This is a genomic window from Microcoleus sp. Pol1C5, assembly GCF_036701115.1.
Taxonomy (GTDB): Bacteria; Cyanobacteriota; Cyanobacteriia; order Cyanobacteriales; family Microcoleaceae; genus Microcoleus.
This window is the reverse complement of sequence record NZ_JAUBQE010000020.1, coordinates 31,837-57,359: the sequence shown is the minus strand read 5'-3', so window position 1 is coordinate 57,359 and position 25,523 is coordinate 31,837. Positions and strand designations below refer to the sequence as shown.

Annotated in this window: 19 protein-coding genes; 10 read left to right on the top strand and 9 right to left on the bottom strand. The window is 45.0% G+C overall.

Annotation, left to right across the window (positions count from 1 at the left end):
• Window positions 1-85: 85 nt before the first annotated feature.
• Together QUA23_RS13175 and QUA23_RS13170 are read left to right on the top strand one after the other, a co-directional pair.
• Window positions 86-5,398, top strand: coding sequence for an AAA family ATPase (locus QUA23_RS13175; protein WP_333076400.1), 5,313 nt, complete (start codon window positions 86-88; stop codon window positions 5,396-5,398).
• A gap of 281 nt (window positions 5,399-5,679) precedes the next feature.
• Window positions 5,680-7,107: a DUF3370 domain-containing protein gene (locus tag QUA23_RS13170; RefSeq protein ID WP_333076447.1), complete on the top strand. Its 1,428-nt coding sequence runs from the start codon at window positions 5,680-5,682 to the stop codon at window positions 7,105-7,107.
• 69 nt (window positions 7,108-7,176) lie between these two features.
• On the opposite strand, the gene QUA23_RS13165 is transcribed toward QUA23_RS13170, so the two are convergent.
• From QUA23_RS13165 to QUA23_RS13145, 5 genes are all read right to left on the bottom strand, one after another.
• Window positions 7,177-7,632 (bottom strand): hypothetical protein, encoded by a 456-nt coding sequence (locus QUA23_RS13165; RefSeq protein ID WP_333076399.1) that lies wholly within the window; start codon window positions 7,630-7,632, stop codon window positions 7,177-7,179.
• Between the two features lie 11 nt (window positions 7,633-7,643).
• Window positions 7,644-8,138 (bottom strand): papain-like cysteine protease family protein, encoded by a 495-nt coding sequence (locus QUA23_RS13160; RefSeq protein WP_333076398.1) that lies wholly within the window; start codon window positions 8,136-8,138, stop codon window positions 7,644-7,646.
• Between the two features lie 136 nt (window positions 8,139-8,274).
• Window positions 8,275-9,570, bottom strand: coding sequence for a dihydrolipoamide acetyltransferase family protein (locus QUA23_RS13155; protein WP_333076397.1), 1,296 nt, complete (start codon window positions 9,568-9,570; stop codon window positions 8,275-8,277).
• Window positions 9,571-9,743: 173 nt separating this feature from the next.
• Window positions 9,744-10,184 carry a YlqD family protein gene (locus QUA23_RS13150; protein ID WP_333076396.1) on the bottom strand — a complete coding sequence of 147 codons (441 nt, stop codon included), beginning with the start codon at window positions 10,182-10,184 and terminating at the stop codon, window positions 9,744-9,746.
• 151 nt (window positions 10,185-10,335) lie between these two features.
• A complete protein-coding gene (locus QUA23_RS13145; protein ID WP_333076395.1) occupies window positions 10,336-12,285 on the bottom strand; it encodes a long-chain fatty acid--CoA ligase in 1,950 nt (649 codons plus the stop codon).
• Window positions 12,286-12,450: 165 nt separating this feature from the next.
• On the opposite strand from QUA23_RS13145, the gene QUA23_RS13140 reads away from it, so the two are divergent.
• The gene (locus QUA23_RS13140; protein ID WP_333076394.1) at window positions 12,451-13,881 is read left to right on the top strand and encodes a leucine-rich repeat domain-containing protein; all 1,431 of its coding nucleotides are present in this window, start codon (window positions 12,451-12,453) and stop codon (window positions 13,879-13,881) included.
• Window positions 13,882-14,060: 179 nt separating this feature from the next.
• On the opposite strand, the gene QUA23_RS13135 is transcribed toward QUA23_RS13140, so the two are convergent.
• From QUA23_RS13135 to QUA23_RS13120, 4 genes are all read right to left on the bottom strand, one after another.
• Window positions 14,061-15,173 (bottom strand): hypothetical protein, encoded by a 1,113-nt coding sequence (locus tag QUA23_RS13135; protein ID WP_333076393.1) that lies wholly within the window; start codon window positions 15,171-15,173, stop codon window positions 14,061-14,063.
• Window positions 15,174-15,332: 159 nt separating this feature from the next.
• Window positions 15,333-15,572, bottom strand: a complete 240-nt coding sequence (locus QUA23_RS13130) for a transposase (RefSeq protein ID WP_333076392.1) — start codon at window positions 15,570-15,572, stop codon at window positions 15,333-15,335.
• Window positions 15,573-15,774: 202 nt separating this feature from the next.
• Window positions 15,775-15,858, bottom strand: coding sequence for a hypothetical protein (locus QUA23_RS13125; protein WP_333076446.1), 84 nt, complete (start codon window positions 15,856-15,858; stop codon window positions 15,775-15,777).
• 372 nt (window positions 15,859-16,230) lie between these two features.
• On the bottom strand, window positions 16,231-16,443 hold the full coding sequence (locus QUA23_RS13120; protein WP_333076445.1) for a transposase family protein: 213 nt from the start codon (window positions 16,441-16,443) through the stop codon (window positions 16,231-16,233).
• 261 nt (window positions 16,444-16,704) lie between these two features.
• Between QUA23_RS13120 and QUA23_RS13115 the strand changes: the two genes are divergently transcribed.
• The 7 genes from QUA23_RS13115 to QUA23_RS13085 all read left to right on the top strand — a co-directional run bounded on the left by QUA23_RS13115 (window position 16,705) and on the right by QUA23_RS13085 (window position 25,418).
• Window positions 16,705-16,932, top strand: a complete 228-nt coding sequence (locus QUA23_RS13115) for a hypothetical protein (protein WP_333076390.1) — start codon at window positions 16,705-16,707, stop codon at window positions 16,930-16,932.
• Window positions 16,933-17,347: 415 nt separating this feature from the next.
• Window positions 17,348-17,554, top strand: coding sequence for a hypothetical protein (locus QUA23_RS13110; RefSeq protein WP_333076389.1), 207 nt, complete (start codon window positions 17,348-17,350; stop codon window positions 17,552-17,554).
• 385 nt (window positions 17,555-17,939) lie between these two features.
• Window positions 17,940-18,122 carry a CsbD family protein gene (locus QUA23_RS13105; protein WP_333063377.1) on the top strand — a complete coding sequence of 61 codons (183 nt, stop codon included), beginning with the start codon at window positions 17,940-17,942 and terminating at the stop codon, window positions 18,120-18,122.
• A gap of 77 nt (window positions 18,123-18,199) precedes the next feature.
• Window positions 18,200-18,643 carry a hypothetical protein gene (locus tag QUA23_RS13100; RefSeq protein ID WP_333076388.1) on the top strand — a complete coding sequence of 148 codons (444 nt, stop codon included), beginning with the start codon at window positions 18,200-18,202 and terminating at the stop codon, window positions 18,641-18,643.
• Between the two features lie 116 nt (window positions 18,644-18,759).
• Window positions 18,760-19,272: a hypothetical protein gene (locus tag QUA23_RS13095; RefSeq protein WP_333034605.1), complete on the top strand. Its 513-nt coding sequence runs from the start codon at window positions 18,760-18,762 to the stop codon at window positions 19,270-19,272.
• A gap of 426 nt (window positions 19,273-19,698) precedes the next feature.
• The gene (locus QUA23_RS13090) at window positions 19,699-20,481 is read left to right on the top strand and encodes a thioredoxin domain-containing protein (protein ID WP_333076387.1); all 783 of its coding nucleotides are present in this window, start codon (window positions 19,699-19,701) and stop codon (window positions 20,479-20,481) included.
• A 314-nt stretch (window positions 20,482-20,795) separates the two neighbouring features.
• Entirely contained in the window at window positions 20,796-25,418 is a 4,623-nt protein-coding gene (locus QUA23_RS13085; protein ID WP_333110390.1) for a DUF4347 domain-containing protein, read from the top strand.
• The last annotated feature ends 105 nt before the right edge of the window (window positions 25,419-25,523 follow it).

Genomic DNA, 25,523 nt, shown 5'->3' with positions numbered 1-25,523 from the left:
TTAACAAGGTTAGAGGTCAAAGCTACTTTAAACTAGGTCACCCTGACCTCTAGTCTTTTTATATTTAAACAAAAAAAGTAAAAATATGATTATTTTCCCCGGCTACACAATTGCAGAGACGCTTTATGAAGGAGATAGAACAGTTGTTTACCGAGGAATCAGAGAGCGCGATCGCCAGCCAGTTATTCTCAAGATGATTAAAGATGAATATCCGAACATTGAAGAGATTACTCGCTTTAGACAAGAATACGCCATTCCCAAAAAATTAGACGTTCCAGGAATTGTTAAGCCCTATAACCTGGTTAACTATGAGAATAGCTTTGCTTTAATCTTAGAAGACTTTGGCGGTCAATCTGTTAGCCAATTATTGAAAAACATAAAAATTCACTTACAAGAGTTTTTACTTCTGGCGATTTCGTTAGTAGAAACGCTCAGTGAAATCCATCAAGTAGGGATTATACATAAAGATATTAAACCTAGCAATATCATTATCAACCCCGAAACGAGGGAAGTCAAAATAACTGACTTTAGCATTGCGATTGCCTTACCCAAAGAACAGCAAACTATTGTCAATCCCAACTTGCTAGAAGGGACTCTCGCTTATATGTCACCCGAACAAACGGGGAGGATGAATCGAGCCATTGACTACCGCACCGACTTCTATTCTTTAGGAGTGACTTTCTATGAAATGCTGACCAACCAGTTGCCATTTACTACCACCGATCCGATGGAGTTGGTTTACTGTCATATTGCCAAACAACCCGTCCCACCTAAAGAGGTAGCAGAAATTCCTCAAGCGGTTTCAGATATTGTCATGAAACTGTTAGCCAAAAATGCGGAAGACCGATATCAAAGTGAGGCGGGATTAAAATTTGACCTGGAAACTTGTTTGCAGCAATTGCAGACTACTGGGAAGATAGAAAACTTTCCCATCGGTCAACGCGATCGCGGCAACCAATTACTCATTCCCCAGAAGCTTTATGGTAGAGAAACCGAAGTCCAAATTCTTCTAGATGCTTTTGGACGAGTCAGCCTCGGTGCCACCGAGATGATGTTAGTTTCCGGTTATTCCGGGATTGGTAAAACTTCAATCGTCAATGAAGTTCACAAACCAATTCTAGCAGCTAGGGGATATTTTATTGCGGGTAAGTTTGACCAATTTAAGCGCAATATTCCCTATGCAGCTTTAATCCAAGCATTTCAAGAATTAGTCCGTCAGCTATTAACCGAAAGTTCCGAACAGATTGCTATTTGGAAAGAAAACTTATTAAAAGCGCTAGATAATAACGGTCAACTTATTATTGATGTTATCCCCGAAATCGAACTAATTATCGATAAACAGCCGGAAGTTCCTCAACTGGGATCTTCGGAATCGCAAAACAGATTTAATCGGGTATTTAAACAATTTATTCGCGTTTTTTGTCAACCCGAACACCCGCTAGTCATATTCCTAGACGATTTACAGTGGGCAGATTCGGCATCTCTAAAGTTAATCCAACTTTTAGTCACTGACCCAAATAGCAAATATTTATTAACGATTGGAGCTTATCGAGATAACGAAGTCAGTCCCGTTCATCCTTTAATTCAGACCATAGAAAAAATTCAAGAAAATGAAACGGTGGTGAATAATATCACCATTCAGGCGCTGGCTTTGGATAGCGTCAACCAATTAATCGCCGACACTCTCGATGCCAGCGTAAACTCAGACAAAATTAAAGTTTTTTCTGAATTACTGTTTAATAAAACCCAAGGCAATCCCTTTTTCTTAACCCAGCTACTCAAAACGCTGTACTCGGAAAATCTGCTGGTTTATCAAGTAGATACAGACCGCTGGGAGTGGGACATCCAACAAATCCAAGCAATAGGTATTGCAGATTTAAATATTGTTGAACTGGTTGCCCGCAATATTCGCAAACTCCCAGAAACAACCCAGAAATTATTAAAACTAGCGGCTTGTATCGGCAACCAATTTAATTTAGAAGTTTTATCAATTGTTAATGAAGAATCAAACTTAGCGACGGCTGCTCATTTGTGGGAAGCACTGCAAGCTGGTTTGATTCTGCCGCTGTCTGAAAATTACAAAATTCCTCTAGTCTTTGCCCAGGAAGAGTTGGCATCTGTACGGGATATCAAAGTTGAATACAAATTTTTGCACGACCGAGTGCAGCAAGCTGCCTATTCTTTGATTCCAGAGTCAGAGAAAAAAGCAACTCACCTGAAAATTGGTCAACTGTTGCTGAATAATACAACAGAGCAAGAGCGAAAAGATAATATTTTTGCTCTGGTTAACCAACTAAATTTTGGCACAGATTTGCTAACTAATCAGTCCGAAAAAGATGAGTTGGCTGAATTAAACCTGATCGCCGGACAGAAAGCAAAGGCAGCGACTGCATATGAAGCCGCTGTTAATTATTTGAATTTAGGTATAGCACTCCTGAGTCAAGATAGCTGGGAAAGTAGATACGCTCTGACATTTACCTTCTATTTGGAAGCAGCGGAAGCCGAATATCTTAATGCTAATTTAGAACGAGCGGAAATTTTGTGCGATCGCGCTCTCCAAAAAGCCAAAACCATCCTCAAACAAGTCCAGTTATACGAACTGAAAATTAAGCTTAAACTCGCTATAAACCAGATTCAATCTGCTTTAGATACCGGACTGCAAGTTCTGGAAATGCTGGGAGTGACCCTGAGTCAATCACCCCCACAAGAACTCAAGATTGAAGAGTTAGCTAGCCTGCCAAAAATGACCGATCCCTACAAGCTGGCGGCTATGCAGATTTTAATTCTAATATGGCCTCCTGCTTGTTTTGGAGATGCCAAGCTATCTCTACCAATTCTGTATACTATGATCGATCTTTCCAGTAAATATGGAAATTCTAGCCCTGCTATTTATGCCTACTGTAACTATGGTGGAATCGTAACTTGGCAAATTCCAGACATAGATTTTGGTTATCAACTCGGTCAAGTAGCTTTGAATGTATTAGATAAGCTGAATGCCAAAGAGTTTCGCTGTAAAGCATTGCTCACATATTGCATTACTATCCAACATTGGAAGCAACATAGTAGAAATACTATAGAACCCTTGCGTCAGGCAATTCAAGATGGTCTAGAAGTTGGCGATATAGAATTTGCTTGTCATACGGCTGACTTCTACTGCGCTCACTTATTTTTTGTTGGCGAACATCTTGAATTTGTGGCTGAGAGGTTGGCTCAATATATTGATTTTGTCAATATGTTTAAGCAGGAATACCAGTTAAATTTGTTGAAAATATTTGGTCAAGCTGTATCTAATATTAGGGAAGGGGCTGAAAATAAATGCGAATTAATTGGCAATACTTTTAACGAAATAGAAAAATTGCCACTATTTATTAAAGAAAATAATGTAATATATTTGTTGTACATATATTTTTTTAAATCTCGTTTGTGCTATCTTTTTAAAGATTACTCGGACTCTTTAGAAAATGCTGAATTAGCTGCCCAATATTCCCATTTTGTTCGTAACATAATTCTGTTTGCGGAACATATTTTTTACTATTCGCTTGCATTAGTTGCTCAGTATGGAAACACGCACGCTCGTGAGGATAATGGGAACAATCTTAAACAGCAACAATATCTAAAACAAGTAGAAGAAAATCAACAAAAAATGAAATATTGGGCTTTCCATTGCCCTGTCAATTACCAGCATAAGTATGACTTAGTAGAAGCAGAAAAAGCCCGCGTATTGGGTGAATTTTTCTCGGCAATGGAATATTACGACCGGGCGATTGATGGAGCCAAGGAAAATGGATATGTGCAGGATGAAGCCCTCGCTAATGAACTAACAGCAGAATTTTATTTAACTTTAGGTCGTCAGAAAGTAGCGCGTACCTACATGATAGACGCTTACTATGCTTATATTCGCTGGGGAGCGAAGGCAAAAGTTAAAGATTTAGAAGAGCGCCATGCTGAATTACTCGCACCAGTCGTCGGCAGGAAAAAGAGCCTGACGAGTGGAAGAGACGAAATGATTGTTCAGACCAGAACCACTGTCACTTCTACCAGTTCAGGTGGTGCAAACGAGCTGGATTTATCAACAATTATCAAAGCTTCCCAAGCGCTCTCAGGGGAAGTTAATTTAGATAAGTTACTCTCGAATTTGATGCAAGTCTTGCTGGAAAACGCCGGAGCAGAAAAATTTTATTTCCTCATACCTGACCCAGCAGGTAAGTGGAAAATTGAAGCTCAATGTACGGGTGAACGATGTCAATTAATCTCCAAGTCAGCGACTGAAAGTCAAGAGATTCCTATCTCGCTGGTTAATTATGTAGAACGCACGCAAGAAACTGTTGCGATCGATGATGCAACCACTGAAACCAGGTTTGCATCTGACCCGTATATTATTCAGCAGCGACCTAAATCTATCTTGTGTAGCCCCCTGATTAATCAAGGTAAGTTGGTAGGCATCTTATACCTAGAAAATAATTTAACAGCGGGGGCTTTTACGCGCGATCGCCTAGAAGTTCTCAACATCATTTCCGCCCAAGCTGCGATCTCCATCGAAAATGCCCGTCTCTATCAAACTTTAGAAGATAAAGTGCAACAACGCACCGCCCAACTCGCCCAAGCAAACCAGGAAATTAGCTCCCTCAACAACAAGCTTAAAGCCGAAAACATCCGCCTCAGTGCTGAGTTAGAAGTCACTAAACGACTGCAACAAATGATCTTGCCCAAACAATCAGAACTCGATCAAATTAAAGGATTAGAAATAGCTGGATATATGCAACCTGCCGATGAAGTTGGCGGCGACTACTACGACGTGCTAACCCGAAATGATAAGGTAAAAATTAGCATCGGCGATGTTACGGGACATGGTTTAGAAAGTGGTGTATTAATGATTATGGCGCAAACCGCCGTCCGCACTCTCCAACAAATGAACGAAACCGATCCGGTGAAGTTTCTTGATGTGTTAAACCGCACCCTTTATGCCAATATCGAGCGCATCGACTCCTCTAAAAACATGACCTTGGCTTTGTTAGATTATCAAGATAGTAACTTCAGCCTCAGCGGTCAACATGAAGAAGTTATCGTAGTCCGTACTGATGGTAAACTCGAACTGATCGATACACTGGAACTCGGTTTTCCCCTGGGATTAGAGGAAGATATTTCGGGTTTTGTTTCCCAAATTCAAGTGCATCTTAATCCAGGGGATGTAGTAGTGCTTTACACAGATGGAATTACCGAAGCTGTAAATATAAATAAAGTGTATTACGGCATAGAAAGATTGTGCCAAGTGGCCAAAGAAAATCGCCACAAAACGGCTGAAGAAATTCGACAAGCAGTAATCGATCATCTGCGGCAACATATTGACAAACATAAAGTTTTTGACGACATTACGTTGGTAGTCCTAAAACAGAAATAACGCAAGTTGGGAATTGGGAATTGGTAATTGGTCATATCAAGTCCGGTTGTACCGGACTTGTATACTGGGGGTGTAGTCGATCGAGACGAAGAGGCTCGCTACATTGCCTTCCTTGGACGCGACTTCTCCAAAGCCCTAAATTGTGCCGCCCAATTTACCGCAAACATTCACCTAACATCCAAAAATCCCCAAAAACATCAACCAACTTGTGGTAAAGTTTTGTGTCGATTGCTTTGCGTCAAGGCAATCTTCTGCAAGTTCAGTTAAACGCGCTCACAGCAATGTTTTTGCCAATTCTACCCTTAGCTCAAGCAATCCCGACACCTGCGACCCAACAAGTCATCATCGAGCGAGAATTCCCGCTACCGGAAAACGAACTGGATTTACCACAACCGCAGACAACGGCCCCGCTAAACACAGTCATGCAGCCCCAGCAAGTGCGCGTTTTGCCGGGACAACTCGACAGCATCCCGGTTTTCAACAGCAACAGCCCGGAAGTTGTGCAAACTGAAGGCATTTTGCTCTCCACATTTCCGCAAGAAGCCAAACAAGTACCTTCTGCACACTTAAACTTTCCCTTCAAAGGCCGATTTGACATCTTCGCCCACCACATCGCCAAAGCTAAAAATCGCGCCGAAACTCGCACCTTATTTCAAGGCATAATTGTCCACAATCCCAACTCGGAACCTGTTACTTTAAATGTCTTGCAAGGAGCGACTTATTTAACTCGGCCGGATGCTTTGTTTGTCGATTTGCCGTCGTATTTAGAGAATCGATTTGGCACTGTGTTTGCGGGGCCTGGAAGCCGCATCACGAGCGATGTGCTGCGGGGATACAGACAAGCCATTTTGCCGGCTGCGATCGAGATTCCCGCCAATGAGAGCCGAATGCTGATGAATTTGCCGATACCTGTGGGGAATGTCACGCCTGCTTCCAACGGTCGATCGACTTTGATGCGAATGTCGAGCAGCAATTCGGTTTATGTAGCATCATTAGCAATGTTTGCTCCTAAAAGTCAAGGAGGAGTCGAGCAATATCCCACATTAGAACAGTGGGAAAATATTTTAAATACCAAAGGTTTAGCGGGACCGAGAGATTTAGCACCAACTCCCAGAGGCGAAAATCCGGTGCAAAAAATTTACGGCCGCGTAGCTGGAGTAGCTGAAGGTTCCCAGTGGCAAGCTAAAATTACGGACAATTCGAGAACCGATTATTTAACGATTCCCAAGCGCGGCGAGTCATTTTCTTATGCTTTGAGCACTACTGATACGGGTACTTTTGGAACGGGTCAAGTTCAAAGTGCTAAAATGTTAGCTCGCTATCCTGATACTGCTTATTTTGCTCACGGTAATTACGGGATTCAATACAACTTAACTTTTCCCCTTTACAACAAATCTCGTGAAACCCAATCTGTTAGTATTAAAATGCAAACACCGATTAAAGCAAATACAGAATCGGGGGGATTGATGTTTTATGACCCTCCTGAAAATCGGATATTTTTCCGAGGTACGGTGCGGGTGATGTTTAATGATGATAGGGGCAAGACTTTGACGCGCTACATTCACATCGTGCAGCGCCGGGGACAGCAGGGGGAACCTTTGGTGAATCTGAATATGAAGCCGGGGGAACGCCGTTTGGTGCAGGTGGATTTCTTGTATCCGCCGGATGCGACGCCGCCGCAAGTTTTGACTGTGCGATCGAGTAATTAGTTATTGGTTGACTGTATATTTACACTGTGCGAAACGCGGTTGAATTTCTCACAACAAAAAGTACGATCGCTACTCGACGGGCTCGCCCTTAACATACAAAGATTCGAGAAACTTAACGGCTTCATCAAGTACAGCTTCCGGTAACTTCTCAACAATCGCGATCGCTTTTTGACGGGTTTCTCGCTCGACTGCTTTGGATTGTTGTGAGTCAGTGTCTGCTAAACTGCTATTTTCAAATTGCTTTTGCTTTGATAAAGCTGTTTCTGGAGTGACAAAAATGCCAACATCTGCAGGAAGATTTATAGTTTCATGATTGTAGCATTTAACAACGAGATTTGTCACATTCATCGCTACCCGCTGATTAAATCGGAAAACTTCTGAAAAAGTGCGATCGCCGCGAGTAGTCTGAAGTAACTGTTCTCCCACTTTATTGACTTCTGTTGTAAAAATAAATTTGTGTGTATCCGTACCAACTGACACCCAAACCTGGTGAGTATTAGGTTCGCTCGCAGGTTGAATAGACAAAACTTGCACTTTCATCGTATTAATGAGTAAACTGCTTGAAGGTTCCAGTAATTTAAAAACTCTTCTAATTCCATTTTATATTTTGTAGCATTCCAAGGGTCACGAATCAGAATTTTTCCTGTATCGTCGAGTCCATCAACAATGACTATATGCCCTAAGTCAGCTAAAGTTTCCCACAAAATAGCAGCCCAAGAACCAGTGCTAATTAATACCTCAACTATTTCAGAATTTGTTGCCCCAGGAATAGACATAGTACCGCCCAACCAAAATCTAGAACTGTTTGTATCCAGAGTATTGAGTGCGATGGCTAAATCTTCAGTATTGACAGGTACTCCAGTTTCAGCGGCAATTAAAGATTGGTTCGCACCATTAATTCCGCGATCGCCAAGGAGCATTTCACCGCAAGCAGGGCCACATGATAACTTATCTTGTTGTTGGACGACATCCCGATCGGCTATTTCATCAATAACTTGCCAATTGCCACCGGCTCCAGACAATCCTGCCATAACATCAGTCTATCATTTATCTATTTTATCTGCTTTACCAAAGTTTGTCTATATTAGATAATGAGAGATTTAGTTAAAAAATGGTCTAAATCTCCCTTTTAGTTTCCTTGGGTAAAAGGGAGATTTAGGACGATTTCTAAAGCGTTAAAGACTGAGGATTTGTCTCAATCAATTTCGCTAAATCTTGCAAGAAAGACGCCGCATCAGCACCGTAAATAATCCGGTGATCGCAAGTAATATTTACCTGCATTTGGCGCTTAACTCCCATCAAACCATCTTCATTAGCCACTACTTGCGGCCGCGAAGAACCGATCGCCAAAATCGAGCCTTGATTCGGGGGCAAAATCGCGTCAAACTTGTCTACTCCAAACATTCCCAAATTGGAAAGAGTAAAAGTTCCCGTGCTGTATTCATCAGGCTTCAACTGCTTGGTGCGAGCGCGATCGACTAAATCCTTCCAAGTGCGCGAGAGCGAATAAATATCGAGGCGATCGGCATTTTGCAGCACCGGCGTAATCAAACCGCCGCCGTCCATCGCCACAGCTACCGCCACATTAATATCAGCACGGTATTGAATTCCCGACTCCACATAACAAGCATTCAGCAGAGGATGTTTTTGTAAAGTTACTGCTACAGCCTTCGCCAGCATAGCCGTCATCGTGACGCCCTTCGACTTAATTTGTTTGTAGAGTTTGTCGAGATTATCAGTAGTAATTGTGTAACCGACGCGGAAAGACGGCACGCTCAAACTTGCTTCCATATTCCGCACCACCGCATTTTGCAGCGCATTCATCGGTACTTTTTGACCCGAAAGTGCGATCGCCGGGACTGGTGCGGGTGCGGGTTTGGCTGCTGCGGGCGCGGGTGCTGCGGGTGCGGGTGCGGGTGCTGCGGGGACTGTTACCGGTTGCTGAACCGGAGCGGGTTGGGCTTTGCCGGCTGCTGCTTCCACATCCTCTGCGACAATGCGACCGTTGGGCCCGCTGCCTTTGATAGAATTCAAATCTACTTTAAATTCTTTGGCTAACTTGCGAGCACGGGGAGAAACGACGCTGCGGCCGTTTTGGCGGCTGACATTTTGCTGCAAACCTGCTGACGATGTAGCTGCGCTCACAGGAGCGGGGCTGGGAGCGGGGGCGGCTGCTGCAGTTGGGGCGGCGGCTCCTTGCTGCTGAGCTGTGGCGATTTCGGCTTCCGTTTCTGCTACCAGGGCGATTGCCGCCCCCACCGGAGCAACTTCGCCTGCAGGTACGATAATTATTGCTAAATAGCCTTCGTAGAAAGACTCCACGTCCATGTCGGCTTTGTCGGATTCAACCACCACCACCGTTTCGCCTTTTTCTACTTTGTCTCCGGCGGATTTGACCCAGGAAACAATTTTGCCCTCTGTCATTGTCGAACTCAGGGCTGGCATGAAAACTTCGCGAATCATCTGTAAAAAGTCCTTTTGAGTTGGTAATAGGTAATGGGTATGTGGCAATTGATAATTGGCGCTCGGCCACCGGCAATACTTATTATTATGCCAGTTTCTCGCATTCTTGATGTGTGAATTTTGACTCAAAATCAATTGCCAATTACCGATCGCCAATTACCACTTACCAATTTCTAAATATCACCTCGAATTTCTTCGACTATGCCGTCGCGGAGGAGAATTTCTACTTGCATTTTTTGAATCAAGTTTTCTCCGACCCCGACAGTGAACGTGCCGTCAATTTGACCTTGACTCACTTCTTGTTCCAGGTCTAGCACCTGCACTTGCTGAAGCTGTTGCAGGTTTTGGTTTTTCTGTTCTAGCAGTTCGCTTTTTCTTTGATTCACCTGCACTTGAATGTTTTCTATTTGCTGCATTATTTGCGGGCCTGGGGGCTGTAGATTTTGCTGTTTGATTTCTGAAATCATCCGCTGCCCTTGCATTTCTAACTGTTGTAGCTGAGAGTCTATTTGGTTGATTTGGGCTTGGAGTTGCTGTTGAGCTTCTTCTTTCCAGCGGGGAGTAACGACGACTTTAACGTTAATCGATCGCTTCAAGAGTAATTGTGGTTCCATAAAGTTGTTGCTTGTCAATTAGGAATTAGGCATTAGTCATGAGTCATTAGCTGGTAAAAATGAACTAATAGCCCAGGACTGAGGACTCGGACTCGGGACTTGGGTGTTGGGATAATTGTTTCTTTTCCATTCCCCAAGTCCTGCGAATATTTCAAAACATCCCGTCAATCATATCGCGGTAGTGTTGCGTCACAACCGGGCGCTTAATTTTCAGGGTTTGGGTCAGCATTCCATTTTCGATCGAAAATGGCTCCTGAATCAACCGGAACGGGCCGATGCGATCGTCCGCGCGGTATCCAGGGCGATTTTGCACCTCTCGGTTCAATTCTTTGCGGAATAAATCTTGAATTGTCTTGCTATTCCAGTCAATTTCGTGTACAGGGGGATTCTGAGTTTCTGCCCATTTCTGCACGGCTTCTGCATTGGGGACTATTAAGGCGCCGACGGATCTCTGGTCTTGACCTACTAGCATAATTTGGTCGATGTAGGGGCTGCGGACGCAGGCGTCTTCTATGGGCTGGGGTTCGATGTTTTCGCCGTTGCTGAGGACGATCGTATCTTTGGCCCGCCCGGTCAAGATTAAGTCGTTTCCCGGTGTCAGCCAGCCCAAGTCGCCGGTGTCGAACCAGCCTTCGGGGTCGATCGCCTTGGCAGTCGCTTGGGGATTAAGATAATAACCTGCCATAATTTGTGGCCCCCGCGCCAAGACTAAACCGCGCTGGCCTGTGGGCAGTTGCTGTCTGGTTTCTGGGTCTACTATTTTAATTTCCGTATGGGCAATGGGCTGTCCTGCGGAACCTTTAAGATTGTGCCAAGGGCGGCGGACGGTTAAAACCGGCGAAGTTTCGGTTAAACCGTATCCCACTAACAAGCCGATATTTGCTATTTCAAAGAAATTGTCTATATGCGCGGCCAAAGAACCGCCACCGCTAATCGCCCATTTAAAACGTCCCCCTGTAGCTTCCCTGACTTTTTTGTAAACCAATTTTTCGGCGAGAGCGTGTACGGGTGACAACAGAATGCTTTTGATGCGGGCGATGAGTTTTTCAGTAGCAGAAGCAGGTTTCAAACTGAGAGTTAATCCTTGAAAAATACGGCGGGCCTCGATGTATTGCTGGCTGGAAGATAACAGGAAATTAACCAATTTTTGTTTGTTAGGTGGCTGTTCCCGAAATTGCTTTTGTACTGCCTCGTAAATCGATTCCCAGATGCGCGGAACGCTGACCATGTACTGGGGTTTGTAAGTTTTAAAGTCTTGTTTGAAATAGCGAATATTGGTGTAAATTTGCGTGCATCCTTGGGAAAGCAAGAAGTATTCGACGCTGCGTTCGTAGGCGTGCCAACTGGGCAGAATGCTGAGGGCAGATTCGCCGGCTTCGGGCTGGAGAATTGTGCCCAAGGTGGTGAGTTGGTGCAGCAGGTTCCCGTGAGTCAGCATGACCCCTTTGGGTTTGCCGGTGGTGCCGCTGGTGTAGAGGAGGGTGGCGAGGGTTTGCTGGCTGTGCTTGGTGGGTTTGAGGGGGCGGTTTGCCCCTGTGGTCATGACTTGGGAAAATTTGACCGTGCTTAGGGTTTGGGTGGTTTCCGGTTCTTCGTCGGAGAGGAGGACGACGAGTTGGATGGGCAAATCCGGGAGGCGGTGTTGCAGTTTTTTGAGTAATGCCCGGTTTTCGACTACCAAGGCGGTGCTGCCGCTGTCTTGGATGATGTACAAAAGTTCTTCCGGGTCGGCGGTGGCGCCTCGAACGGCGTTGGCTGCCCCGGCCATCATGATACCTTGGTCGGCTATCAGCCAGCGGGGGCTGTTGTCGGCGAAGAGGGCGACGCGGGGAGGGACTGCTTCTCCTGGATTTGGTTCGATGCCGAGGGCTTGGAGGCCGGCGGCGAATTGCTGGATTTGCTGGTAGAGGTCGGTGTAGGTGAGTTTGATTTCGGGCTGGCTGTGGGGGTCGTGGAGGGCGACGGTTTGACCGAATTGTTGTTTGACGATCGCCCAAAATTCGGGTATCGATTGGATGGAACTGTAATCGATTAACTTGCTGAGGTTAGCGCGATCGCGATCGGTCATTTGAGATGATGCGTAAGATGCTGGGCCGTTCATAAGGTATTTTCCTGAGTTTGTGCAGATAAAGTTATTGGCTATTAGTTTAATATCACAGTTATTTTAGAACTATCTGGCAGTGCCGTGACAGTTTGCCAACCTGCCATTGCCTATTCAGAAAATTAGAGATGCAAGATGATGAAATTTATAGTTGCATAGAAACATATGAATTTATCAAGGTTGATAGTAATTGCTTTAAGTGCGATCGGTCTAGCATCATGTGGAAATAGACCTTCCAGATTAGTCACACAGACGCAAACGGGAAACAATAAACCTTCCGCGTTAGTCTCCGAACCGCAACCTGGAAACCGTGGACGAACATTTGCTGACTGGTGTCGAGGAAAAGCTGCTTTGAGTCCTGAAGCTAAACATACTGTTGAGGTGCTGTTGCAGCAAGCAGGGACTAATGAGTGCGATGCAGCTAATCAAAAACTTTCAAGTCTCCCGGATCTCTTCCTCATTGACAATAAAATCAGCAACATCAAACCACTAGAATCCTTTACTAACCTGACTCGTCTCGTCCTCAACAGAAATAAAATCAGCGACATCAAACCCTTGCAATCTTTGACTAACCTGAAGGAACTCGTCCTCAGCACCAATCAAATCAACGACATCAAACCCTTGCAATCTTTGACAAACCTGACGGATCTCAACCTTAACAACAATAAAATCAGCGACATCAAACCGCTAGCATCCTTGACTAACCTGACGAATCTCGACCTCGGCACCAATACTATCGGCGACATTAAACCGCTAGCATCCTTGACTAACCTGACGGATCTCAACCTTAACAACAATAAAATCAGCGACATTAAACCCCTAGTATCCTTGACGAACCTGACGGATCTCAACCTTAACAACAATAAAATCAGCGACATCAAACCGCTAGTATCCTTGACTAACCTGACTTGGCTCTACTTCAACGAAAATCCGATCGACGACATCAAACCGCTAGCATCCTTGACTAACCTCCAGGTTCTCGGCCTCAGCAACAATCAGATAGATGACATCAAACCGCTAGTATCCTTGACTAAGCTGATTGGGCTCATGCTCAACGAAAATCAGATCGCAGACATCAAACTGCTAACATCCTTGACTAACCTCCAGGTTCTCAGCCTCGACAACAATCAAATAGATGACATCAAACCGCTAGCATCCTTGACTAATCTGAGACACCTCTTCATCCGCAACAATCAAATAGATGACATCAAACCGCTAGTACCGTTGACTAACCTGAATGTGCTCGAAATTGACAACAATCAGATCGCAGACATCAAACCACTAACATCCTTGACTAACCTGACTTCGCTCAGGCTCAACAACAATCGGATCGCAGACATCAAACCGCTAACATCCTTGACTAACCTGACTTCGCTCAGGCTCAACAACAATCAGATCGCAGACATCAAACCGCTAGTATCCTTGACTAAACTGGAATTTCTTTACCTCAACAACAATCTTCTGAACGATATTAAACCGCTAGTATCGCTGACTAATCTGAAGCAGCTCTACCTCAGCGGAAATCCGATCGCACCCAAGACTTGTCCTCTCAAGCCAGAGTCTATATGTAAGTGGGAACCAGAACCTAAACCATAAAACTTGACAGTTTAGGAAATTAGCTGATCGAGTCCGATCGCCAATTCTATCCTCACATCGGCTTCAGTCAGGGGGAGATTGTCGGGAAGGTCGATCGTACTTTGCATGATTTATCTATAATTTAACTCTTGTGGAACAGGCATCTTGCCTGTTCATGAAACTCGTGCAATATCTCAGATTTAAGCGACATGGCGCGGTGCATCAACCATCGGTGCTGTACCAAACAAATGTCTGAGATAACTGCGACTGAGTTCGCGGTTCCAGCGCCGCAAACGCACCATCACTCGCGTGAATGTAAAAGTCAATTCCAACACCAAAGAAAGCTGTTTGAGACTGAGTGAAGTATTAAACACATCGTTACCGTGCGTGCGTTCAATCTGATGGTGTTTCAGCAAAGCAATTAGGTTTTTGGTAGAGCCTTTCAGTTGATTGAAGTAACTCTGGGAGAAGGCCCAGCGGCTGAAACCCCAAAACTTAGCCAAATGATTTATCTCATCCTGTAAAGGCTGCGAAATTGCCTGTTGCAACGCTCCAGTGGAGTGTACCATCAACCATAAATAAACAGAAGTAGCTCCCCACTCGGTACTCAGGCGACTAATCACGTGTTTATAGGTATCTTGCCAAGCGTCACCTGTAGATTGACAGCCCTTCACAGAATTGGGTTTAACTTGCAGTTGTTCGGCTGTAAGTTGCTGGTAAATTTTCCTAAATGTCGGGCAATGTTGGCGTTCTTCTTTTTCCCAGACACCTATCTCTAGGATGTTGCCATTGGCATCAAAAATTCCTCCCATAAACCGCGCCATTTGCGGGTAAATATGCTGTAAGTAGCACCAACTTTCTCGACCGTAGCTGCGGATGGGAGCTTCAATTTCTGCCGCACTTGCCAAAATTTGCAAAAAGATTTCTGGCTTGACACCAATAATTTGGTCGCGATTGATTCCTTGCCAATCTATGGGCTCCCAAGGGCGGGGACGCGGGGCGGAAAATTGCTGGGGCAGATCGGAAAGTCGATCGCTCAAAACTTCCAATGACATATAATGGTCGATGAGGGAGTTAATCCTGGCCCGACTTTGCAAGTAGCGAGGGCTTTGATACTGATTTCCAGCCAAATCAATTGTATACACCTTACCAGTAGCTTTCATTGTTTCTGCCTGTTCGTAACTTTTACAGCTATTGTGCAAAAGACATTTGGGAAGCCGCAATGAGTAACGTGCAGGCTGCTCAATTACTGCGAGTTGGCTGGAGTTAGCCGAACTCAGGTGAAACTGCATGAAGTAGGGTGAACTAAACAACAGATGATACGGCTAATATGTGCCGAAGAGTAGCTTTCCTCCCATAAATCGTCTATACTTCAGTCTTGAACAATTCCATAAGTAGAAAGTTGTAAGTAGAAAGTTTGTGGTACTGGGATTCCCAAAATTTTTTATTTTGGCTCTTTCGTACCTACTATGCTAAAATTTTATTTTAGGAAAATGCCCGCTAATCACAGATCTAATTTCAAAATAGTTAAAGTTTCTAAAGCCAAATCCACAACCCTTTAACAATTTTAATTTGTTATTAATTTCTTCTACTATACCCTTGGTTGTTCGCCGTTCAAAATACCCGACTATTTCCCCAAACCACCGTTTGATTGGTGCGACACTATTCCGATAGTATTGATAGGCTTTTTTAATCCAATGTATTAGTTTCAATATTCCTTACCCTACGTTTTTACTATTTTCAAATAAGGAGTGAAGTTATTCCTTTAATTAGTGCATTATTCCTAATCACGGTGAAGCTTATTTTACTGAGTTAAATTTTATTTAAGTTGATTTGATAATTTAACTGCGCTTTTTAATAAGATATATTTACTACCTTTTAAGCTAGTAAATACTTTAGCTTTTTCCTTAACTTTTAAGGCTTATGTCGTTTGTTTTTGTCAATCCTCGCTTGATTTAACTCTTCATACAGCATTTTTGTAAAATGAAATTTGTCCACTGTTACGTCACAAGTTGGGAAAAAATTTCGCACTAACTAATAATTTATAATTGCCACTCATATATATACTTACTTATTCTATCTGTTCTAACACTTTTTTACCCCATTGCCGCATCGATTTTTCTATTTTTGAGTGTGTTCGAGATGACACTAGCCCTCCTAGCTTATGCGTATCTATGTCTAGCAAAAATACAATAAATTTTTCTTGTCTTTTAACCAAACTAATTTTATCTATACCTAACCGTTTGAGTTGTATACATAAATAGGCATGATTTATTCAGTTATAAACATTACCATTGACCAGACTTATTCATATTCATTGGTTGAGCCATTATTTTTAACTAGGTTATTAACGTCGCTATGGATAGTATATTAGGAACTCATTAGTGCATATTTATTAGTAAAAGTTCGACGTTTGGCTACAAACATCAAGGTTTCACTGAAAGGTTTTTCATAATTGTCCCACTTAAATTGTCGCCCATTTACTCTTAAAACTACTTCTCGATTCGCCATCGGTAAATCTTTAACTAAATGTTCCTGATTTTGATGAAGACGATGACTACTTCGACCACGGTGTGGGCAGATTGCCGTTTTTGTCTCTACTTGAACTATCGAAAATTAATGTTTCATCTGTTTGCCGGCTGTCTTCTACTATAACTCCGGGTAGGTTTAGCAGTTTGGTCATTATCTTTTTCATAATTAACTTTGATACCAACTATTTACTAATATTTTAGCCTAGTAACTACGAAAGAGCCACAAATCTAGCTGCAAAAGTGCTCAACCTAAGCCACCGCTGGAACCAAGCCTTTGGGCGTGGGAAAACGATATGTTGGTAACAACGTACTGATGACAACAACCGTTTTATTGAGGAGCGGAATCATGGGCAACTATCACGTTCTGGTTTGGAGAGCAGTGGAGGAGGCGACTCCTTCACTGACTTTAATTATCGTGAAAAAGGGATTGAAGATGCTAGGGATGGAGCAGCAAAACGGTATCTCTGGGCAAGGAGAATCCGCCTCTAAAGAGGGAAAGCGTGGGGAGAATGCCCCCTCTACTATTGACGATGCACCCTGAGATAGCAAGTGGATTTCGATGAACCATGAATTAGAATTTCCATCCGCGACGGTCGGGGAGTATGTCAAAGCTGTCGAAACAGCCTCATCAAACAAACTACAAAAGGTACTTAGGACGATCGCGCCACAGAAAAATTCTCCCCCCTCCTCCCCTTTCGCCAACTCATTCACTGTCCGGACCTTGCGACTCAGCAAGCAATCTCACGCACTATTCCCCTTCAGCTATCTCCTTTGGGGCTAATGGAACTTTCCGTAATTTATCTTAACTATAAAACTCAAAACTCAGAACTCTTCACCAGCCCCTATCTCCCTTCAGACAGAGGGAAGTCTTCGTGATTTCCCTTATGATAGATATAAGGTTAACTTCTAAGTACCCTTGTTAAAAATAATTTTTGCAAACAATAGGGGAAAAACTAATGAATACTGAAGAAAACGCGACCCACATTGGTAGCGAAAATCAAGTCACCCTACCAAAATCGCGGGAAATATTGCTCGGTGAGGAAACAGAAAAAGCCCTCGGTCAGCAAAAAAAAGAAGATGCTCAAACTATGCGCGCTGTAGAACAGTTGAAAGAAGAACTTCAGCACAAAATAGATGAAGAATGTCATCACAAGGTAGATTAAAACTAATAGTTTTTTTTCGGGTGGGGGTAAGATCGGGTCTTGCCTACACCCGTCTTTTTAAGGCAAAGTTAAATAAAATTTTAAAATTATAAATTTTTTAGGGTTCAAAAAAATAGTCTTGCACGCACGCGCGACCCTCCAACAGTTTTTTACAAAAATACTTGATTGCAGCCAGCAGAAACGGTAAAAAAAAAATAATTAAGTATGAAAGTCGCAGTTAGTTCAAGACTGCAAATAACTGTTCCCTATGCCATATTCCATATTTTCTATTCCATTTGTTATTTATTCTTTCTTCCTAGAGGTAGAGTGCAACGCCGCTCCTAGTTACCTATGATGAGTTCATTAAGTAAAAAACGTCAAATTAGATACAGATAGGGAGAAACCAATGAGTAATGAAGATAGAGCAAAGGCAACTGGCAACAACATCGCAGGCAAAGCTCAAGAAGCCCTAGGCAATGTTACTGGCGACCCGAAGGATAAAGCAGAAGGCAAAGCCAAGCAGGCAAAAGCTGAAGCTGGTCACGCGATCGAAGATGTAAAAGATGAGCTCAAAAAGAAACTAGACTAAGCCTAATAGTAATTGAGAGGGTCGAGCAACCTGACCCTTTCAAGTATTCAAGTTGTTTTCAGAAGGGAGGAAAAAAGGTGAGTTTATTGCAGCAGAGTCGCAAAATAATTGCGGGCTTACTCTTGGTTTTAATGCTGGCTGTTACGACTGCCTGCGCGCCCAGCGTTTCAGCCCAAAAACCGAGTGATGTACCTGGAGCAATTGGTGGCAGTCAGGGTTATTACGCGCAGCTAGAACGTGGCAATACCGCCGCAGGTCAAGATTTTGGTCAATGGGTAACAAAGACCGCTAAGGGCCTGGTTCAGGATGCTTACGTTCGCGACAATAACAAATTGGGAGTTGTTATTACCCCGCAAGTCCGCCCGACAGAAGTGAAAGATTTGGCAAAATCTTTAGCACAAGGTTTTCACCGCAATTTCCCAAATCAGGATGTAAGTGTTTTGGTTTACGCTCCTGACAAAAAACTGATTTTGACTGCTAAGTACGACCAGCAATCAAATCAGATTGAATACAAGTCTTGACCTGGTTAGCAAGCTTAAATGATAGCCGCGTGGCGGTTTAATATTCCGCAGTTTTTTGAAGGCGAAAGCATCTCAATTTAAGACTGAAATGTTGTGTAGATTGGAAGAGAGTTACCATGAGTAGCAGCGATAATTACAAGCGTCAAATCATGAACGATTTAGCCCAGGGCGATCGAGAAATGATGCCGGAGACAACTGGTGAAGATTACGAAAACTTTGACGATTTTGCTCAGAGAACTTCGCCGGCTCAGCGCAAACAATTATTCGGGCGTTCCCTGAATCACGACTCCCTCCCGCCGGCTCAGTTGGAACCGGAATTGCAAAAGGCGATCGCCCAAATTAAGCCAAACGAACGCGACGATGTAGCGCGGGAATTCTTCAAGCATTTGGGCAAGAGAGGATTGGACGATCGCCAATTGGAAAAGCAGCTAGGACTTTCTACCCACCACGCCAGCCGCATGAATGCTGACGATGTTACCAAGCTGGCCTCGTTTACCTATCACAATCACCCAGATATTTTCCGAGAAGTGCTGGCCGAACAGCCGAGTTTGATGAAGTTTTTGGGAAATCCAGTTGTTGCTGGTATTTTGGGAATAGTTGCTGCTAAATGGCTCAACAACCGCAAATAATCTTCGATTCAGCCAAGCCTAAAAGCGGATAATGCCGGCAGGAAATAAAAGGACGATCGCCTGGGCGATCGTCCTTTTATCTTTTATATCTACTCCTGTAAAATAACCGCGATCGCGTTTCTAGTGAGGAGTCAAGTTCTCAGAATATTATGAGGACTCAATTCCTCATTACAAACCTTTTTGATTGCGGTAGTTCGAGGAGACATAATACTTAATAAATCCCGATGATTGAAATCTTAATTATTGCACTCGTAGCTGTTAGAGAGATTAACATCCCTTAGCAATTACCAACTACGGATTACCGAGTGCCAATGACTAATTATTGGTCAAAGCTAAAAATAGCTCGACAGCAGTCAACAGCAGTATACCTGACACTCCGCAAAATTAAATGTACGATTAAGTGTTGCCGTGAATCAGAAAAAAAATATGAACGTATCCACTATTTGGCGAAAACTCCGCAGCCAGCAAGCCTTGTGCTTTGCTGCACTCCTGGTAGGTTGCCTGGTATTTATCGGTTGTTCCCCCGCCCAGTCAGCGGCTGGCAATTCAGTCGATCCCAAGTTGAAAGAGCAAGTCTTGCAGATTATCCGCGAAAACCCGCAAGCAATTTTAGAGTCGGTACAAGCGTACCAGCAACAGCAGCAGCAGTCTCTCAAAGCAGCGCAGCAGTCATTTTTGCAGGAGATGAAAACTAATCCCAAATCTGCTATTGGAGATTCTCCGAGCACGGGATCACCTTCCCAGCAAATTGTACTTTTAGAATTCTCTGACTTTCAATGTCCGTTTTGCGCGCGCGCTCACGATACTGTCAAGCAGTTTATGGCAAAACACCAAGACAAAGTTACTTTAGCTTACAAGCATTTTCCCTTGACTTCAATTCACCCTCAAGCCCTGCCAGCAGCTAAAGCAGCTTGGGCTGCCCAACAGCAGGGGAAATTTTGGGAATATTACAGCGCTTTGTTTGAAGGGCAGAAAGAGTTAGGCGAACCATTGTACGGATCGATCGCCCAAAAGCTCAATCTAAAATTAGATAAATTCAACACCGATCGCAACAGCCCCGCCGCCGAAGCCGCCATTGCCAAAGACGTGCAACTCGCTCAACAACTGGGCATTGAAGGCACTCCATTTTTTATTATGAACGGCCAAACTTTCTCCGGGGCGATCGAGCTTTCTGAGATGGAAAGCATTCTCGCCTCTGTCTCGAAATAAGAAAGCCCACCTGAATAAACAGAACAGAGCCCCGATTTCTTAAAGAAGTCGGGGCTCGAATGCGCGATCGGGTTGATAGCTATATTTACTTACTGATTAATTTTGGCGATTGGGAACAAATTTGCTCCTTGTGTTGTCTTAGTAAGACTCTAAGCTGCTTATGACTTAAGCATTATATCTTGCCTTGTACAAGCTTTCCCAAACCTAGCTAGTGGATTCAAATGATTATTTGTCAATACTAATTTGAATTCTTTTGGCAAGACGATCGCCGCTTTTAAGCTCCATTTCCTTTGCATCTACGAGGAAAATCGATCATGGAAAAAATTACGCAAATAGTTGTCATTGACCCAACCGTTGAAGATTATCAAAGCCTTGCACCAAGCGCCGAACCAAAGAAAGAGATATTTATCCTCGATCGGGCGGGGGATGGAGTAGAGCAAATTACAGAGTTATTAGCTAGCTACAGCGATCTGGACGCTGTTCACATTGTTTCTCACGGCGGGCCTGGAAATTTGCAACTGGGGTCAATTCAGCTAAATTTTGAAAACCTAAACGAATATGCCGATCGACTTCAGCAGTGGAAAAAAGCCTTAACCCCTAACGCCGATATCCTCCTGTACGGTTGCAACGTGGCGGCAGAAATCGCCCCACCGATAGCGGGGCGATCGTTCTTGCAACGCCTCAATCAACTCACAGGTGCAGACATCGCTGCTTCCAAAAACCTGACAGGAAGTGCTGCATTAGGCGGTGACTGGGATTTAGAAGTAACAATTGGTTCGATTGAGACACCTTTAGCATTCACCCAAGAGGCGATCGCAAATTACGATCGCGTTTTAGCTTCTTTTGGAGTCACCAGCACCAACGACTCCGGCTTAGGATCGCTGCGAGATGCGATTACCCAAGCGAATGCTACTCCAGGGGCAGATATTATTGACCTGACTGGCATTACGGGCACAATTACCCTCGCTACGACACTACCAACTATTAATGAAAGCGTCAGTGTGAACGGCCCAGGTGCAGCTACCTTGACAGTTAGCGGTAACAGCGCAGTGCAGATACTAACCACTACTACCGGCCCTGTTAGCATTTCTAACCTCACCTTTGCTAACGCTAATACAGGTGGCGGCGGCGGTGCGATTAATAACGGCTTCGGCGTTACCCTGAACCTTACCAACGTTAACTTTTTGAGCAACACCGCTGGAGGAGGCGCTGCCCTCTTCAACACCAGCGGCACAGTGACAATAACTGGTTCCACCTTTACTGCCAATACAGTCAACAGTTTCGGTGGTGGCGCAATCAGGCACGGTGGCGGTATTCTCACCATTGTTGACAGCTCTTTCATCGAAAACACAGCGAATGCGAACAGTCAAGGTGGCGGTGCCATCTTGATCGATGGCGGTGGGGTAAACATTACTGGCAGCACCTTTACTGGTAATAGTGCACAAAACACCGCTGACGGTGGTGGCGCTATCTACCACAGAGGCGGGGGCGAACTGCTGAGCATTCTCAATAGCACTTTCACTAACAACATTTCGGCGGGTAATGGCGGTGCGATCAGAAACGACGCCCAGCCATTGAGTGTGACCAGCAGCACGTTTAACAGTAATCAGGCTGCACAAAATGGAGGTGCGATCGTCAACGAGGGCGCGGCAACCATTACCAACAGCACGTTTTCTGGCAACACCGCAACCAACTTTGGCGCGATCAGAAATGGCGGTACGCTGGATCTGAGAAGTAGCACTCTTACTCTCAATAGTGCAACAAACCAAGGCGGCGGCATCTTCAATACCTTGACGGCAAATGTCCGCAACACCATCATTGCTGGAAACACGGCTACTGTTTTAAACCCCGATGTAGACGGCACATTTACAAGTGAGGGCAATAATTTAATTGGAATTGGCGGCGCTACTGGCTTCACGAATGGCGTTAGCGGCGACCAAGTAGGCACTGCTGCCACTCCCATTAACCCGAATTTGGCAGCGCTGGCAAATAATGGCGGTCCTACGCAAACCCACGCACTGAATGCAGGTAGTCCCGCGATCGATGCGGGTAACAGCGCGATCGCACCTGCTACGGATCAGCGTGGCTTAACTCGGCCTTCTGGCAGTGCTGTTGACATCGGCGCTGTTGAAGTACAGCAGATTGTGAGCATCACCGCGCCGGATAATTCAGCCTCTGAAACTCCTATTGATCCAGGCACTTTCCGCGTTAGCCGCAGTGATAGCACAGTCGGTAATTTGACGGTGAATCTCGCCATTGATGGCAGTAGCACCGCTGTTGCTGCTGACTACAATCTGGGCAGTACCTTTCCGGTCACTATTCCCAACGGGCAAAGCTTTGTGGATGTGATTCTGACTCCAGTTTATGACGCTATACCGGAGTTGGCAGAAACGCTGCGATTGAATTTGGGAAATGGGAATTATGCGATCGCACCAGCCAACAGCAATGCTACGGTGACTATTGCAGCCAATGACTCGATTTTTTATGCGATCGCACTCACAACTCCAGCCACAGGTTCCTTAACAGAAGGCAACTCCGGCACTCAACCCGTTACCTTCACCGTCACTCGCAGCGGCGGCACGGGGGTAGCGAGTACAGTAGATTATGCGATCGCTGGCACCGCAACCAACGGCGCAGACTACAATAATATCAATGCTGCGGGGGCTACTAGCGCCACAGGGACGATCGCCTTTGCCGCCAACGAAACAACTAAAACTATTGCTGTGGATGTCTTGGGCGAAACCGCAGTTGAACCTGACGAGACAATTACCGTCACCCTCACCAATCCAAATTTGACCGCAGCGCCGGAAAGTTCGACTGTCACCACCAGCAGCGCCACTGCTACCATCACCAATGATGATATTCCTAGTATCTCGATCGATGATGTAGTTGTTACCGAGGGAAATACGGGTACTGCTAGCGCCACCTTTACTGCCACTCTCTCAGCAGCTTTTAGCTTGCCCGTCACCGTCAATTACGCCACGTCAGACGGTACTGCTAACACTGCTGATAGCGATTACGCCGCGGTCACAGGCAGCGTCACCTTCAATGCCGGGGAAACGACAAAAACCATTACTGTTGCTGTCAACGGCGATTCTAAGTTTGAAACTGACGAAACATTTAACGTCAACCTCAGCACCGCTGTCAATGCAACTATTACCAAAGGGACGGGCATAGGTACGATCGTAAATGACGACTTGGAGTCACCAACTCCGACACCGACGCCGACGCCGACGCCAACTCCGACTCCAACTCCAACTCCGACGCCAACTCCGACTCCAACGGAAACTCCGACACCGACTCCGACTCCAACTCCAACTCCAACGGAAACTCCGACTCCAACTCCGACTCCAACTCCAACGGAAACTCCGACTCCAACTCCGACTCCAACTCCGACTCCAACTCCAACGGAAACTCCGACTCCAACTCCGACGCCAACTCCAACGGAAACTCCAACTCCGACTCCGACTCCAACTCCTGCGGAAACTCCGACACCGACTCCGACTCCGACTCCAACGGAAACTCCGACACCGACACCGACTCCGACTCCAACGGAAACTCCGACTCCGACGCCAACTCCGACGCCAACTCCAACTCCGACTCCAACTCCGACTCCAACTCCAACTCCGACTCCAACTCCGACTCCAACTCCGACTCCAACTCCAACTCCGACTCCAACTCCAACGGAAACTCCAACTCCGACTCCGACTCCGACTCCAACGGAAACTCCGACTCCGACTCCGATTCCGACTCCGACGCCAACTCCAACTCCAACGGAAACTCCGACGCCAACGCCAGAAACTCAAGACGAAGATTGCATTTGCAAGCAGATAACCTTTCCCAGCCAGACTGCTATTCGCGGCCCCAACCAAACAAATAGCACCACCAACGGTACAGAAAGCGACGACATTCTGGAGGGTTCGATTACCAATGACAAAATCAACGGCTTAAATGGTAACGACTTGGAGTTTGGCTTGACTGGCAATGACAATATTTATGGCGGATCTTACCTCAGCATAGATCTAGGAAATATAGCCATTCTTCCCTCTGCCAAAGATAGCGACGTGCTGTTTGGCAATGAGGGCGATGATTACCTCAATGGGGGTGCTAAAGATGATTTAATTTTTGCGGGCGAGAACGAAGATGTTGCTTACGGTGGCAAAGATGACGACATAATTTTTGGAGACAAACAGAGCGATACTTTAATTGGCGATGAGGGTAACGACACCTTATACGGTGGTACTCTTAACTCTTTAGACATCGATTCTACAGGTCGCGATTTGATATTTGGCCTCAGTGGCGATGATTACCTGAACGGGCAAGCAGCCGAAGATTCCCTTTCTGGCGGTAATGGAAACGATACAGTGCGAGGCGGTAAGGGTGATGATTTGGCCCTAGGAGATTTGGGCAACGACGTGCTGTTTGGGGATGAGGGCAGCGATACTCTCTGTGGTGGCGACGGAGAAGATACTATGTACGGGGATATTGGCAGCCCTTTGGCGATCGGCTCCGCTGGCAGTCAAGACCAGATGTGTGGTGGTTTGGGCAACGATTTGTTGTTTGGCAATGAAGGTCAGGATACCGTCAACGGTGATGCTGGAAACGATACTATTTATGGCGGCAAGGATGAAGACAGTTTACTGGGTAGTGCTGGGGACGATTGGTTATTTGGAGATGAGGGGAATGATACTTTGATTGGAGGTACTGGGGACGATCGCTTTATCTTAGGTATCGACTTCGGCCGCGAGACTATTTTAGACTTTCAAGATGGTCGCGATGCGATCGGCTTGACAGGCGGTTTAAGTTTCTCGCAACTGAGCATTGCGGTAGAAAATAATTCTACTTCGATCCGAGTTACCAGTTCCGGTCAACTTTTAGCAACTCTCAGCAATGTGTCAACAGGGCTGATTAATGTTGCAGATTTTGCAATTCTGTAAGTAGTTTAACCAAATGATATCAAGTCCGATTGCATCTTGCATCGGACTTGATAGGAGTCAAAATATACGATCGCCTTTTTCAAAATTTAATTTTCTATGAACTAG

Excerpts from the sequence above, each read along its gene's own strand:
- QUA23_RS13160 (WP_333076398.1), bottom strand. The coding sequence starts at position 8,138 with ATGGCAGGATTGTCTGGAGCCGGTGGCAATTGGCAAGTTATTGATGAA.
- QUA23_RS13150 (WP_333076396.1), bottom strand. The coding sequence starts at position 10,184 with ATGGAACCACAATTACTCTTGAAGCGATCGATTAACGTTAAAGTCGTC.
- QUA23_RS13085 (WP_333110390.1), top strand. The coding sequence starts at position 20,796 with ATGGAAAAAATTACGCAAATAGTTGTCATTGACCCAACCGTTGAAGAT.
- QUA23_RS13145 (WP_333076395.1), bottom strand. The coding sequence starts at position 12,285 with ATGAACGGCCCAGCATCTTACGCATCATCTCAAATGACCGATCGCGAT.
- QUA23_RS13105 (WP_333063377.1), top strand. The coding sequence starts at position 17,940 with ATGAGTAATGAAGATAGAGCAAAGGCAACTGGCAACAACATCGCAGGC.
- QUA23_RS13175 (WP_333076400.1), top strand. The coding sequence starts at position 86 with ATGATTATTTTCCCCGGCTACACAATTGCAGAGACGCTTTATGAAGGA.
- QUA23_RS13090 (WP_333076387.1), top strand. The coding sequence starts at position 19,699 with ATGAACGTATCCACTATTTGGCGAAAACTCCGCAGCCAGCAAGCCTTG.
- QUA23_RS13095 (WP_333034605.1), top strand. The coding sequence starts at position 18,760 with ATGAGTAGCAGCGATAATTACAAGCGTCAAATCATGAACGATTTAGCC.
- QUA23_RS13115 (WP_333076390.1), top strand. The coding sequence starts at position 16,705 with ATGACAACAACCGTTTTATTGAGGAGCGGAATCATGGGCAACTATCAC.
- QUA23_RS13155 (WP_333076397.1), bottom strand. The coding sequence starts at position 9,570 with ATGATTCGCGAAGTTTTCATGCCAGCCCTGAGTTCGACAATGACAGAG.
- QUA23_RS13170 (WP_333076447.1), top strand. The coding sequence starts at position 5,680 with ATGTTTTTGCCAATTCTACCCTTAGCTCAAGCAATCCCGACACCTGCG.
- QUA23_RS13110 (WP_333076389.1), top strand. The coding sequence starts at position 17,348 with ATGAATACTGAAGAAAACGCGACCCACATTGGTAGCGAAAATCAAGTC.
- QUA23_RS13140 (WP_333076394.1), top strand. The coding sequence starts at position 12,451 with ATGAATTTATCAAGGTTGATAGTAATTGCTTTAAGTGCGATCGGTCTA.